The sequence below is a fragment of the Rhodanobacter sp. B05 genome (assembly GCF_002001085.1).
Taxonomy (GTDB): Bacteria; Pseudomonadota; Gammaproteobacteria; order Xanthomonadales; family Rhodanobacteraceae; genus Rhodanobacter.
In genome coordinates this window covers 1-12,871 of sequence record NZ_MUNU01000004.1, presented here as the reverse complement: position 1 = coordinate 12,871, position 12,871 = coordinate 1, and the positions used below count along the sequence as shown (strand labels likewise).

The following is a 12,871-nucleotide window of genomic DNA, read 5'->3' as shown; positions in this document are numbered from 1 at the left end:
TGAATATCGCCTCGGCGATATTCACAAATCAAGCACGATGCTTTGGCTCTGCTACTGCCGGAAAGTGGCCGTTTTATACGAAGCCAACAACTCTTTAGCTAAGCTGCCCTCACGGGAACCTCGAGTAACTGCTTTATTCTCGTCATTCCCGCGAAGACGCCTCGAGGACGGAACCCCACGCATGCGCCGAATCCTCCGACGCCTGAGTTTGCTGTTGCTGCCGCTGTTGCTGCTGTCGACACAGGCCCTCGCCGGCGTGCAGTTGACGGTGGATGGGGTCGCGGATCCGCTGAAAGGCGCGGTGATCTCGGGCGTCGAACTGTCGCAGTACACCACCCGCGAGGTCAGCGACGCGCAGTTGCGTCGTCTGTACGGGCGCGCGCCGGCTCAGGTGAAATCTTCGCTGGAGCCCTACGGCTACTACGACGCCACCGTCACCGGTGACCTGCAACAGATCGGCAAGAACTGGCAGGTCACGCTGCATGTAAAGCCTGGCGAACCGGTGAAGATCGCCGGAGTCGAGCTGCAGCTGGACAAGACGGCTGCCGGGATCGCACCGATCCGACGCGCGCAACGCGCGATCGAGCACCTGAAAGGCACCACGTTGAACGATGCCGCTTATGAGGAGACGCGCGACACCCTGAGCGCCCAGCTCACGGCCAATGGCTTTCTCGACGCCCGGCTGATCACCCATCGGGTGGAGGTGAACCGCGACGATCGCCGCGCGGTGATCAAGCTGGCCTGGGAGGCGGGCCCGCGCTACCGCTATGGCAAGGTGGATTTCGAGGGCTCGCAGTTCAACCAGGGTTTCCTCGATCGCTACGTCCCGTTCAAGTCCGGCGACTATTTTTCGCAGGATCAGCTGCTGGCCCTGCAGCAGGCGCTGAACGGAGCCGACTACTTCGCGGTGGTCAACGTGCTGCCGGACGTGGACGAGGCGAAGAACGGCGTGGTCGATGTCGCCGTGCAGCTGGCACCGGCCAAGCGCACGATCTACACCGGCGGCCCCTTCATCGGCACCGACACCGGCGTCGGCGTGCGCGGGGGCATCGAGCGGCGCTGGGTCAACCGGCGCGGGCACAAATGGAAGAACGAGCTGGTGCTGGCGCAACGGCTGAAGACGCTGTCGACGCTGTACTCGATTCCGCTGCCCGGCCCGAATCAGCGCAGCTACAACTTCGGTGCGAACTACCGCGACGCGAACACCACCACCTCGCAGTCGCGCACGCTGGAACTGGTCGGCAACGAAACGCGCCAGTGGCATGGCTGGACCCGCACGCTGGGCCTGCACGCACTGGATGGAACCTTCACCGTGGGCAAGCGCGGCAACGAGCCGGACAACACGCCAGGCATCGAACACGGACGCAGCACCGAGGTCTTCGCCGAAGCCTCGCTGAGCCGCAAGCAGGCCGACAATCCCGGCTTCGTGCGTCGTGGCTGGTCGCTCAGCCTGGCCGCGCGCAGCACCGCCGGCAGCCTGTTGTCCGACGCCGGCTTCAGCCAGCTCACTGCCGACGCGAAATGGATCCGCGCGTTCGGCGCGAAAAAGCGCAACCGGCTGATCCTGCGCGGCAGCGCCGCTGTCACCTGGACCAACGATTTCACCGCGCTGCCACCGCAGCTGCGCTTCTTCGCCGGCGGCGACCGCTCGGTGCGCGGCTACGGCTACCAGTCGATTGGCCCGGCCAACAGCGATGGTCGCGTGATCGGTGGCAAGAACCTGCTGGTCGCGAGTACCGAGGTGGAGCATTACTTCACGCGCAACTGGGGCATGGCCGCCTTCGTCGACGCCGGCAACGCGTTCAGCGGCACCGATTACCGGCCGAAGATCGGCGCCGGCCTGGGCGTGCGCTGGCGTTCGCCGGTGGGCCTGATTCGGGTCGATTTCGGCACGCCGATCCACGACTCGCGCAACCACGGCATCGAATTGCATGTGGTGATCGGGCCGGATTTGTGATGGAACGGGAATCGGAAAGGCTCATCCATTGAACAACACACCCGCCACCGTTCGCACGAAGACACGTGGAGCACGCTGACAGCATGAAGTGGTTCAAGCGCACCGCCATCGCCTTCGCCGTCTTGCTGCTGCTCGTGGCGGCGGCGCTGTGGTGGCTGCTCGGCACCGGCACCGGCTTGCGCTTTGCGCTGGCGCGGGCCGAAGGCGCGACCCACGGCGCGCTGCATGTGCAGCAGGCACATGGGCGGCTGATCGGCCCACTCGAACTGGTCGGCGCGCGCTACGACGACGGCAAGGGCACCGTGGTGAAAGTGGCGAAGGCGCAGCTTGATCTGCGCTTCTGGCCACTGCTGTCCAGGCGGTTGCATGTGCTGGCGCTGGATGTCGATGGCGTCGACGTAGCGCTGCCCAAGTCGACTGACGAAGGCAGCAGCTCCGGCAGCATGTCGCTGCAACCACCGATCGAGCTGGTGCTCGACCGCGTCCACGTCGGCACCTTGAAGGTGACGCGGAATGACCTGCCGCTGTTCGCTTCGGACAAACTCGACCTGGCCGGCAGCTGGACCCACCGCGGCATCGAACTGCGCCAGCTGGTGCTGCAGGCACCCGACGGCCACGCCAACCTCGACGGCCGGCTGGCAGTCGGCAAAAGCTACCAGGGCAACGGCAAGGCCGCGTTCGCCTGGAAAGTCGGCGACACGAATTATGCCGGCAGCCTCGACGCACACAGCGATGGCAAGCAGGCGCAGCTCGAGCTCAAGCTCAGCGCACCTGCCGTGGTGCAACTGCAGCTGCAACTGTCCCAGAGCGGCGATTACGCCTGGACCGGCAAGCTCGACGCGCCACGTTTCGATCCCAGGCCGATCCTTGGCGACAGCTCGCTGAAGGCATTGGCGATCGCCGTGCAGGGACACGGCGATCGTTACAGCGGCACGCTCGACGGTCGGGTCGACCTCAACGATTACCAGCTGTTGCTGCAGCCGTTGCGCGCGTCTTTCAGCCACGACTTCGACACGCTGACTCTGCAGCAACTGAATCTCGGCTCGCCGCAGATCAAGGGTCGCGTGGAAGCCAGCGGCACGGTGCATCTGGCGGCGAAGCCGCTCAGCGCCGAACTGGACATCCGCTGGAACGATCTGTTGTTGCCGGCGGACCTGGCCGGTCAGGAACTGGCCAGCCACGGTCAACTCAAGGCCAGCGGCAGCGCCGAGCAGTACCACGCCGCCGGCGATGTCGACATCGGTCCGCCCGGCAAACCGGCCAAGCTGGCGCTGGATCTCGATGGCACCGCGCAGCGGATCACCCTGCACACGCTGGCGTTGAAGCAGGCCCAGGGCGGCCTGCAGGCGAACGGCACGCTGACCCTGCAACCGACCTTTGCATGGCAGGCCGAGGCCACCGCCAACAAGTTCGATCCGGGCCAGCTGTTTGCCAACTGGAAAGGCGCTCTGGATTTCGATATCGCCACCAGCGGCACCCTGCCGGCCAACGGTCCCGACGCGACGCTCGAAATCCGCAAGCTGGCCGGCAAGCTGCGCGAGCGTGCGGTCAGTGGCTCCGGCAAATTGCACCTGTCTCCGGACGAAGTCGTCGACGGCCAGCTCAAGCTCGCTTCCGGCGGCAGCACGGTGAAACTGGATGCCCGGCCCGGCGCCAGCAACGACATCGACCTGCAGCCGGCAATCGCCTCGCTGGGCGACTGGTTGCCGAATGCCGACGGGCGCATGGACGGCCATTTCAACATCCGCGGCAAGCAACCGAAGCTCAGCGTCAACGGCCAGTTGCATGGTTATGCGCTTGCCTGGCAGCAACAGAAGGCCGATGCACTGCAGCTGATCGTGGGCATCCCCGACATCAGCCACCCGGCTGGCAAGCTGGATCTGCAGACCCGCAACGTCTACCTGCAGGGATTGATGTTCCAGCATCTCAACCTGCTCGCCGAGGGCAGCCAGGGCGATCATCGCCTTGACGTCGACGCGCTTGGCGCCCAGTTGTCCGGCGAACTGGCCTTGCACGGCGCACTGAAGGGTTCGGTCTGGAGCGGCACGCTTTCCACCCTCAACCTGCAGCCGCAGGGCATGCCCGGCTGGCGCCTGCTGCAACCGTCGCAACTGAGTTACAACGACGGCGCGATGAGCCTGTCCGAACTGTGCCTGACGGCGGGCGATCCGCAATTGTGCGTGGCTGCGAAGCAGGACAAACCAGGCAACCTCGACGCCAGCTATCGCCTGCAGGCACTGCCGCTGGCGCTGTTGCTCAACGCGGCCGGCGACGCCGACCTGCCGATGCGTGCCGACGGCACGCTGGAAGGCAACGGCAAGATTCATCGCAGCGCTGCGGGCGCGCTCAGCGGCAACGCCTCGATCCAATCCGCGCAAGGCAGCGTCACCTACACCGATCGCCCCGATGAGCCCTTGCTGCGTTACGACCAGTTGCGGCTGACGGCCGAACTGGCTCCCGCCAGCCAGCGCGTCGACGTGCACGCCGGTCTCGACGACGGTGGACGTCTGGACGGCCAGGTCACGATCAACGGCGCCCGGCAATCGCTCGCCGGCCAGCTCGACATGCGTCTGAACAACCTCGCCTTCATCGAGCTGTTCACCAGCGAGGTGGCCAACGTCAAGGGCGGTGTCGACGGCAATTTCCGCTTCGCCGGCACGCTGAAGCAACCCGCCGTCACCGGCCAGGCCAACGTGCGCGGTTTCGCTGCCGAAGTGCCCTCGGCCGGCCTCAAGCTGAGCCAGGGCCGGCTCACCGTAAGCACCACCGACGCGCGGCAGTTCCTGATCCAGGGCGCCATGCAATCGGGCAAGGGCAGCGTGGCGATCAACGGCCAAGCAGGTATCGGCGCGGGCGCACAGACCCTGCTGACCATCAAGGGCAGCCAGTTCACCGCGGCCGATATTCCCGCTGCCAAGGTGATGGTCTCGCCCGATCTCACCGTGAAGCAGGACGCCAAGGGCATCGACATCGGCGGCTCCCTCAGCATCGACAGCGCCGACGTGAACGCCGACAAGCTGCCAGGCGCCGGCGCCACCCAGGCCTCGCCCGACGTGGTGGTGGTCGATGAAAAGCAGCAGCAGGAGGCCGCCAGCAAGCTGCCGATTTCCGCCCTGGTCAAGGTCGATCTCGGCCGCAAGACGCACATCGTCGGGATGGGTCTGGACGGTCGCGTAAGCGGCCTGCTGACGGTGGTCGAACAGCCCGGCCGCGCCACCACCGGCCGGGGCCAACTGACGGTTAACGGCACCTATCGCGCCTACGGCCAGAACCTGCAGATCCAGCGCGGCCAGCTGCTGTTCGCCAGCACGCCGATCGACAACCCCGGCCTGAACATCCGCGCCGTGCGCAAGCTCAATCCCAACGCCACCATCGACGAAGGCCAGGAAGTGGGCCTGTACGTCTCCGGCACCGCGCAGCGACCGATACTCACGGTGTTCTCCAATCCGGTGATGGAACAATCGGACGCGCTTTCCTACCTGATCACCGGCAAGCCGTTGTCCGAGGTCAAGGGCGGCGAGGGCAGCATGGTCAGCGCGGCGGCCCAGGCGCTGGGCTCGGCCGCCGGCGACCTGCTGGCCAAGCGGATCGGCTCCAGGCTGGGCGTGGATGAGATCGGCGTCTCCAGCAACGAGGCGCTGGGCGGCAACTCGGCGTTCACCGTCGGCAAGTACCTCTCGCCACGGCTGTATCTCAGCTATGGCGTGGGCCTGTTCGAACCGGGCGAGGTGATCACCTTGCGCTACCGCTTCAGCAAGCGCTGGAACTTCGAGGCCCAGCAGGCCACCGAATTCAGCCGCGCCAGCCTGAACTACCGGCTGGAGAAATGACGGTCGCGCTCGCTACGCGGGCGCCAGCCTTCTAGAATGCGCAGTCTGCGGCAGCTCTCGTCGCACTGATCCGGGAAGCCATGCGCCTCTACCTGCAAACCGTGCCCGGCAGTGCCGACGCACCCCGCTACGTCCAGATCACGCTGGAGCAGGATCTGCTCGGCGGCTGGACGCTGTATCGCGAATCCGGCACCCAGGGCGGCCGCGCCAGCATGAAGCGCGAGCAGTTCCTGGAACGCGACGAGGCCATCGCCGCGTTCGAGAAGACCCGCGACGCCCAGCTCAAGCGGGGCTTCCGCGTGATGTTCGCGCAGGGCCAGGAAGGCCCTTACGGCCGCTGACACCCCACCACCAGTTGATCACCATGCCCGATGTGTTGAAGAACGACCGTTTCCTGCGCGCGCTGCGGCGCGAGCCCACCGACACCACGCCGATCTGGGTGATGCGCCAGGCCGGCCGCTACCTGCCCGAATACCGCACCACGCGCGAGCGCGCCGGCAGCTTCATGGGGCTGGCGCAGAATCCGGAATTCGCCTGCGAGGTGACCTTGCAACCGCTGGCGCGCTTCGAGCTGGACGCGGCGATCCTGTTCTCCGACATCCTCACCATCCCCGACGCGATGGGCCTGGGCCTGTCGTTCGCGCACGGTGAAGGTCCGCAGTTCGCGCGGCCGGTGCGCAGCGCCGCCGACATCGCGAAACTCGCCGTGCCCGACATGGACGGCGAGCTGCGCTACGTGATGGACGCGGTGCGGCTGATCCGCCGGGAACTGCACGGCCGGGTACCGCTGATCGGCTTTTCCGGCAGCCCGTGGACGCTGGCCTGCTACATGGTCGAGGGCCACGGCTCGAAGGATTTCGCCACGCTCAAGTCGCTTTGCTGGAACGAACCGAAGATCACCCATCAGCTGCTCGATACCCTGGCCCGGGCGGTCGCGGCGTACCTGATCGCCCAGGCCGGCGCCGGCGCGCAGGCGCTGATGATCTTCGATACCTGGGGTGGCCTGCTCGGCCCGGCGCCGTTCCGCGAATTCTCCCTGCGTTACATGGCGCAGATCGTCGCCGACCTGAACGCCGACCCGGTGTCGCGCGAACTGCCGGTGGTGCTGTTCTCCAAGGGCGCAGGCGCGCATCTGCACGAGATGGCCGATACCGGCTGCGCGGCGCTCGGGGTCGACTGGACCATCGATCTCGCCGACGCGCGACGCACCGTCGCCGGCAAGGTCGCGCTGCAGGGCAACCTCGATCCGGCGATCCTGCGCGCCAGCCCGGAGGTGATCCGGCGCGAGGCGCGCGTGGTGCTCGACAGCTATGGCAACCATCCCGGCCACGTGTTCAACCTGGGCCATGGCATCACGCCGGAAGTGGATCCCGAATGCGTCAAGCTGCTGGTCGACGAAGTGCACGCGTACGGACGCACGCTGCGCGCCGGCTGACCGCCTCGCGGCCGGGGCGCAGCCGGGATTCGACCTGCCATGGTCGACTGAACCCGCTCAGGGCTTGCCGGCAAATGCGTGATCGAGCCAGTCGTGCATCAGCCGATAGCTGCGCGCCGCGGCCGCCGCGTCGTAGCGGCAACCGGGCGAATGCTCGTCGACCTCGGTGAAGCAGTGCACCGCGTGGCCGATCACCACGAACTCCCAGTCGGCCGGGCTGCCACGCATCTCGTCCATGAACTTGTCGGCGTCCGGCATGGTGCCCTTGTCGTCGGCGCCGTTCATGGCCAGCACGCGGGCCTTGATGTTTTTCGCCAGCGCCGGATTGTCCGTGGTCAGTCCGCCGTGGAACGAAACCACCGCCGCCACATTGGCGCCGCTGCGCGCCAGGTCGAGTACCGCCGAACCGCCGAAGCAGAAACCGATCGCGGCCAGTTTCGACAGGTCGATCGGTGCGCTGCCGGCCTGTGCCTTCAATTGCTCAAGCGCGGCATCGATCCGCCTGCGCATCAGCGCACGGTCACCGTACAGCGGCTTCACCGCAGCCTGCGCCTGCGCGGCGTTGCCCTGCTGCGGGCGCACGTTCGCGCCGTACATGTCGGTGAGCAGGATCACGTAATCCTTGCCGGCGATCATCTCGGCCTTCTTCACGGCGGCCTCGTTGATGCCGTACCAGTTCGGCACCATCACCAGGCCGGGGCGCTTTGCCGCACCTGCATCGTCGTAGACCAGCACGCTGTGAAAACGCGTGCCGTCCAGCGTCCACTCGACCGGGCGATGCACCATCTTCGCCTGCGCGGCAAAGCTTGAACCGGCCAGCAACAGCAGACAGCAGAATCGGGCAATGCGCATGACGGCTTCCTCCGCTAGGTGGGTGTCGCGTCTCCGCGCCAGCGCGGAGGGGAAACGCTAAAGTCCGGCCGCGTGCTCGGCGATACGCCGCTTCAGCGGCGCGACATGATCGAGCAGACGCACGCCAAGCGCACGCGCGGCGACCAGCGGCGGCGACTGCCAGGCGTACATGCGCGCCAGCGCGTCGAAGCCCAGCGCATCCAGCGTATCGGCGCTGCGCCGGCGCCGCGCATAGCGGCGCAATACATGGGCAGCGCCGATGTCGCGCCCGGCAGCGCGAGCTGCCAGCAGCGTGTCGCGCAGTTCGGCGACGTCGCGCAGGCCCAGGTTGACGCCCTGCCCGGCCAGCGGATGCACCGCGTGCGCAGCATCGCCGAGCAGTACGAAACGCTCGGCCTGGTAGCGCTCGGCCAGTTGCAGCTTCAACGGGAAGGCGGCGCGTGCGGTAGTGCGGGTGATGCGGCCCAGCCGGAAATCGCTGGCCACGCCCAGTTCGTCGCGAAACGCCTGGTCGTCCAAGGCCAGCACCCGCTGCGCTTCGGCTTCGGGCAACGACCACACCAGCGAGCTGCGGCCATCGGCCAGCGGCAGCAGCGCCAGCGGCCCGCTACGCAGAAAGCGCTGCCATGCCGTGTTTTCATGCGCGCGCTCGGTAGCCACGTGGGCCACCACCGCACGCTGCCCGTAATCGCGCCCGCGCGTGCCGATACCGGCCAGCTGGCGCAGTGGCGAGGCCGTACCGTCGGCAGCCACCAGCACGGCCGCGGACAAGCTCCCGCCGTCGGCCAGTTGCAGCTGGATGCGATCCTCGCCCGCCTCGAAGCCGGTGACCTCCGCTGGACATAGCTGGCGCGCGCCAGCCTCCGCCAGCGCCTGCCACAAAGTCCACTGGATCAGGTTGTTCTCGACGATGTAGCCAAGCCCGGCGCGCCCTTCGCTGGCCGCGTCGAAATCGATCGCCGCTCCGCTCTCGGCATCCCATACGTGCATATGCCTATAGGCGCAAGCTCGCGCATCGCGAATGGACGTCCAGACGTCCAGCTCACCGAGCAGGTCCAGCGACGACGGCGCCAGCCCGACCACGCGCAGATCCAGCTCGTTCCGTGCGCTCCAGGCCGTCGGCGGACGCGCTTCCAGCAGCGCGACGCGAAAACCGGAGCGCGCCAGCGCCAAGGCAGCCGTCGCACCGACCATGCCGCCACCGACCACGGCCACATCCAGCTCGGGGGCGCGGCGCCGGGTGGCCAATTCGCCAGCACGGACATTCATGGCAGACGCTCCAGCACCGCCAGCGGCGGCTCGCCGCGAAAACCCATGCCGCCGCGAGCCAGCGCGCGTTGCAGCGGCGGCAGCCGGTCGCAGGCGAGCAGGGCCAGCGAGCGCAGCGGCGCCAGCAGCGGCTGCGGCAAACAGGCCAGTTGCACCAGGCCGTGGCTCATCGCCATGGTGGCTTCGCGATCCGGTGCCCGGCGAGCGGCGTAGCGCGCCAGCAAGGTGGCTTCGCCGGGATCGCTGGCGGCAGCGACCAGTTCGGCCAGGGTCAGCGCATCGCGCAGGCCGAGATTGAAACCCTGCGCGCCGATCGGATGGACGGTCTGTGCGGCATTGCCGACCAGCACCGCGCGCGGCGCGGTGAGCTGGTCGGCGGCGACGCGATGAATCGCGTACGAATGACGCCGACCCGGGCGACCGAGCCGACCCAGCCGCCAGCCGAAGCGGCGCTGCGCCAGTGCGATGAAGCCGGTGTCATCCAGCGCCGCCACCGCCTCGGCTTCGTCGGCGCTTGCGGTAAGCACCAGCCCGCAACGTCGTTCGGCCAGCGGCAGCAAGGCCACCGGCCCTTCATCCGCGAAGCGTTCCCAGGCGCGATGGGCGTGATCGCGTTCCGGCGTGACCGTGCAGACGAACAAGGTCTGCCGATAGTCGTGCCGCTCGGCCGCGATGCCGAGCTGGCCGCGCACGAACGATTCGCTACCGTCGGCGCCGACCAGCAGCGCGGCATCGATGCTGACCTCGCCGTCCGCGGCATGAATCCGTGCGCGCCAGCCGTCGGCCAGCGGCTCGATCGCGGCCAGGGTCGCCGGCGCCAGCCGGGTCAGTCGGGTACATTCATCGAGTCGACGCAACAGGGCGGCGCCCAGCTCGCGCGCCGGCAGGGTCCAGCCCAGCGCCTCGACGCCGTGCCTTGCCGCGTCGATCCGCGCACTGCCGAACTCGCCGGCGCGACTGACGTGGATATGCCGGATCGGCGTGGCGGCGGCACTGGCATGACGCCATACGCCGATCGCGTCGAGCCCGTTGACGCTGGCGCGGGCCAGCGCCAGGTTGCGTTCGTCGTAACTGGGTTGGGCATCGGCGCGCGGCGCCGCGGTTTCGACCAGGGTCGCCGCGATGCCGGCTGCATCCAGCGCGATGGCGAGGCTGGCGCCAACCAGGCCACCACCGATGATCAGGACGCCGGGCTGGCCGCTGGCAAGGGATGCGGAAGAAGTCATGCGGGTCATGATACGCGTCGGGCCGCCTGCGTTGTGGCCGCTTGGGCTAGACTAGCGGTCTGAATCGGACGCCCGTATGGAGTTACCCATGGTCAAGACATTGACCCAGCGCATCGTCATCCTGCTCGCACTCGCCGCCGTGATGGCGGTGACCCGCATCCATCTCTCCCTGCTGCATCACAACGTGCTCGATGCGTCGTGGGCGATTTTCTTCCTCGCCGGCTTCTGGCTGCGCGGGGCTGGCCGCTGGGCCTTCCCGCTGCTGATGGCGGAGGCGGTCCTGGTCGACTACCTGGTGATCAGCGGTCAGGGCATCGACTTCTGGAGTCATTACTGCGTTTCGGCCGCCTACTGGTTCCTGATCCCGTCGTACTTCAGCCTGTGGCTGGGCGGCAGCTGGCTGGCGAAGCATCAGGCCGGCCTGCGCCTGCCCACGCTGGGTATGGCCGCCGTGGCGCTGCTGGCCAGCTGGGCCGCGTGCTACCTGGTGTCCAACGGCAGCTTCTACTGGCTCAGCAACAGCGTGCCGTCGCCACGCAGCTTCGGCAGCTGGTTCACCAACCTGGGTGACTGGTATCTGCCGTTCCTCGAGACCACCGCGCTCTATGTCGGCATCGGCGCGCTGATCCACGTGTTCGCCATCCAGCTGGCGCGCGCGCTGAAGCGGTCCGGTCAAGCGGGTCTTACACGCTGACCGGCAATGGGCAACCGCCTTTCGAAGATCTACACCCGCACCGGTGACGACGGCAGCACTGGCCTCGGCGACGGTTCGCGGGTCGGCAAGGATTCGCTGCGGGTCAACGCCTACGGCACGGTCGACGAGCTCAACAGCACGATCGGCATGCTGCTGGCCGCCGACGGTGTCGGCGACGATGTACGCGAGGCGCTGGTCCAGGTGCAGCACGACCTGTTCGACCTCGGCGGCGAGCTGTGCATCCCCGGCATGGCGATGGTCGAGGACAGCGATATCGCACGGCTGGAAACGATCCTTGATCGGCTCAACGAGCCGCTGCCGCCGCTGAAGGAGTTCATCCTGCCGGGCGGCGGCATGGCCGCGGCCTGCGGTCATCTGGCGCGCACGGTATGCCGCCGCGCCGAGCGCGAAGTGATCGCCTTGTCGCGAGTCGAGGAGATCCGCGGCCAGCCGCAGCGCTATCTCAACCGCCTGTCCGACCTGCTGTTCGTGATCTCGCGCGTGCTGGCTCGCGCCAGCGGCCACGGCGAAGTGCTGTGGCAGCACGAACGACGGCGCAAACCCCAGCCCGCCGGATAGGTCGACGCATGCTGCGGCTGTATACCCATCCATCCTGCCTGCAGCACGATCCCGGCCCGGGGCACCCCGAACGCCCGGCGCGCCTGCGCGCCGTGCTGGATGCACTGGATCGGGACCGGTTCAGCGCCATCGATCGGATCGAGGCGCCGCAAGCCACTCGTGAACAGTTGCGGCGGGTACACGATGCCCGCCACGTCGAACGCATCCTGGCCTGCACTCCGGCAGCCGGCGAGAGCAGTCGGCTCGATGAAGACACGGTGATGTCAGCCGGTTCGGCCGAGGCCGCCCTGCGCGCGGCAGGAGCGGTCGTGGCGGCAGTCGACGCGGTGCTCGGCGGCACCACCCGACGTGCGTTCTGTGCGGTGCGTCCGCCCGGCCACCATGCCACCGGCGACCAGGCGATGGGTTTCTGCCTGTTCAACAACATCGCGGTGGCTGCAGCCCATGCGCTCGCCGCGCATGGGCTGCAGCGGGTGGCGATCGCCGACTTCGACGTGCATCACGGCAACGGTACGCAGGCGATCTTCGAACGCGAACCGCGCGTGCTGTTCGCCTCCAGTCATCAATCGCCGCTGTATCCCGGCAGCGGCCGCGAGGACGAGTGCGGGGTCGGCAACATCGTCAATGCGACACTCCCGCCGGGCGCCGGCTCGCACGAGTTTCGCGAAATCTGGGACGGCGTGCTGTTGCCGCGGCTGGACGCATTCCGGCCTCAGCTGGTGCTGGTCTCGGCCGGCTTCGATGCGCATCGGAGCGATCCGCTGGCCGATATCCGGCTCAGTCATGAGGATTACGCCTGGATCACCGAGCGCCTGCTCGCCGTGGCTGGACGGCATGCGGGCGGACGCCTGATCTCGACCATGGAAGGCGGCTATGCCCTGGACGCCCTGGCCAGCAGTGCCAGCGCACATGTCCGTGCTCTTATGGAATAAAAGCACGCGCGTAGCGCGCTCGTTTGCCTCCTCTCCCGTCGGCGACCGCAGGGAGTCCCCTTGCGGGTGAGAGGATTGAGGTGAGGGTCCCCAACCC

At 67.6% G+C, this 12,871-nt stretch carries 10 protein-coding genes; 7 read left to right on the top strand and 3 right to left on the bottom strand.

Annotated features, from left to right (window positions below; all coding sequences use genetic code 11):
• Window positions 1-181: 181 nt before the first annotated feature.
• The 4 genes from B0E47_RS00770 to hemE all read left to right on the top strand — a co-directional run bounded on the left by B0E47_RS00770 (window position 182) and on the right by hemE (window position 7,222).
• Entirely contained in the window at window positions 182-1,957 is a 1,776-nt protein-coding gene (locus B0E47_RS00770) for an autotransporter assembly complex family protein (RefSeq protein WP_077511508.1), read from the top strand.
• Window positions 1,958-2,040: 83 nt separating this feature from the next.
• Window positions 2,041-5,787, top strand: coding sequence for a translocation/assembly module TamB domain-containing protein (locus tag B0E47_RS00765; RefSeq protein ID WP_077511506.1), 3,747 nt, complete (start codon window positions 2,041-2,043; stop codon window positions 5,785-5,787).
• Window positions 5,788-5,867: 80 nt separating this feature from the next.
• Complete coding sequence (locus B0E47_RS00760; RefSeq protein WP_077511504.1) at window positions 5,868-6,128, top strand: WGR domain-containing protein; 261 nt, start codon at window positions 5,868-5,870, stop codon at window positions 6,126-6,128.
• Window positions 6,129-6,151: 23 nt separating this feature from the next.
• The gene (gene hemE / locus B0E47_RS00755; protein WP_077511502.1) at window positions 6,152-7,222 is read left to right on the top strand and encodes a uroporphyrinogen decarboxylase; all 1,071 of its coding nucleotides are present in this window, start codon (window positions 6,152-6,154) and stop codon (window positions 7,220-7,222) included.
• A gap of 57 nt (window positions 7,223-7,279) precedes the next feature.
• Here hemE and B0E47_RS00750 read toward each other — a convergent pair whose 3' ends face one another.
• Genes B0E47_RS00750 through ubiH form a run of 3 tightly spaced genes read right to left on the bottom strand, consistent with a single transcriptional unit; the run spans window position 7,280 to window position 10,569 of the window.
• A complete protein-coding gene (locus B0E47_RS00750) occupies window positions 7,280-8,074 on the bottom strand; it encodes a dienelactone hydrolase family protein (RefSeq protein WP_077511500.1) in 795 nt (264 codons plus the stop codon).
• A 57-nt stretch (window positions 8,075-8,131) separates the two neighbouring features.
• Window positions 8,132-9,343 (bottom strand): UbiH/UbiF/VisC/COQ6 family ubiquinone biosynthesis hydroxylase, encoded by a 1,212-nt coding sequence (locus B0E47_RS00745; protein ID WP_077511498.1) that lies wholly within the window; start codon window positions 9,341-9,343, stop codon window positions 8,132-8,134.
• Complete coding sequence (gene ubiH / locus B0E47_RS00740) at window positions 9,340-10,569, bottom strand: 2-octaprenyl-6-methoxyphenyl hydroxylase (protein ID WP_077511496.1); 1,230 nt, start codon at window positions 10,567-10,569, stop codon at window positions 9,340-9,342. The genes B0E47_RS00745 and ubiH overlap by 4 nt, the downstream gene beginning before the upstream one ends.
• An 88-nt stretch (window positions 10,570-10,657) precedes the next feature.
• Here ubiH and B0E47_RS00735 point away from each other — a divergent pair, with 88 nt between their 5' ends.
• The 3 genes from B0E47_RS00735 to B0E47_RS00725 are packed head-to-tail and all read left to right on the top strand — an operon-like array spanning window position 10,658 to window position 12,774.
• The gene (locus tag B0E47_RS00735; RefSeq protein WP_077511494.1) at window positions 10,658-11,263 is read left to right on the top strand and encodes a hypothetical protein; all 606 of its coding nucleotides are present in this window, start codon (window positions 10,658-10,660) and stop codon (window positions 11,261-11,263) included.
• 6 nt (window positions 11,264-11,269) lie between these two features.
• Window positions 11,270-11,842, top strand: a complete 573-nt coding sequence (locus B0E47_RS00730; protein WP_077511492.1) for a cob(I)yrinic acid a,c-diamide adenosyltransferase — start codon at window positions 11,270-11,272, stop codon at window positions 11,840-11,842.
• Between the two features lie 8 nt (window positions 11,843-11,850).
• On the top strand, window positions 11,851-12,774 hold the full coding sequence (locus B0E47_RS00725; protein WP_077511490.1) for a histone deacetylase family protein: 924 nt from the start codon (window positions 11,851-11,853) through the stop codon (window positions 12,772-12,774).
• Window positions 12,775-12,871 lie beyond the last annotated feature (97 nt).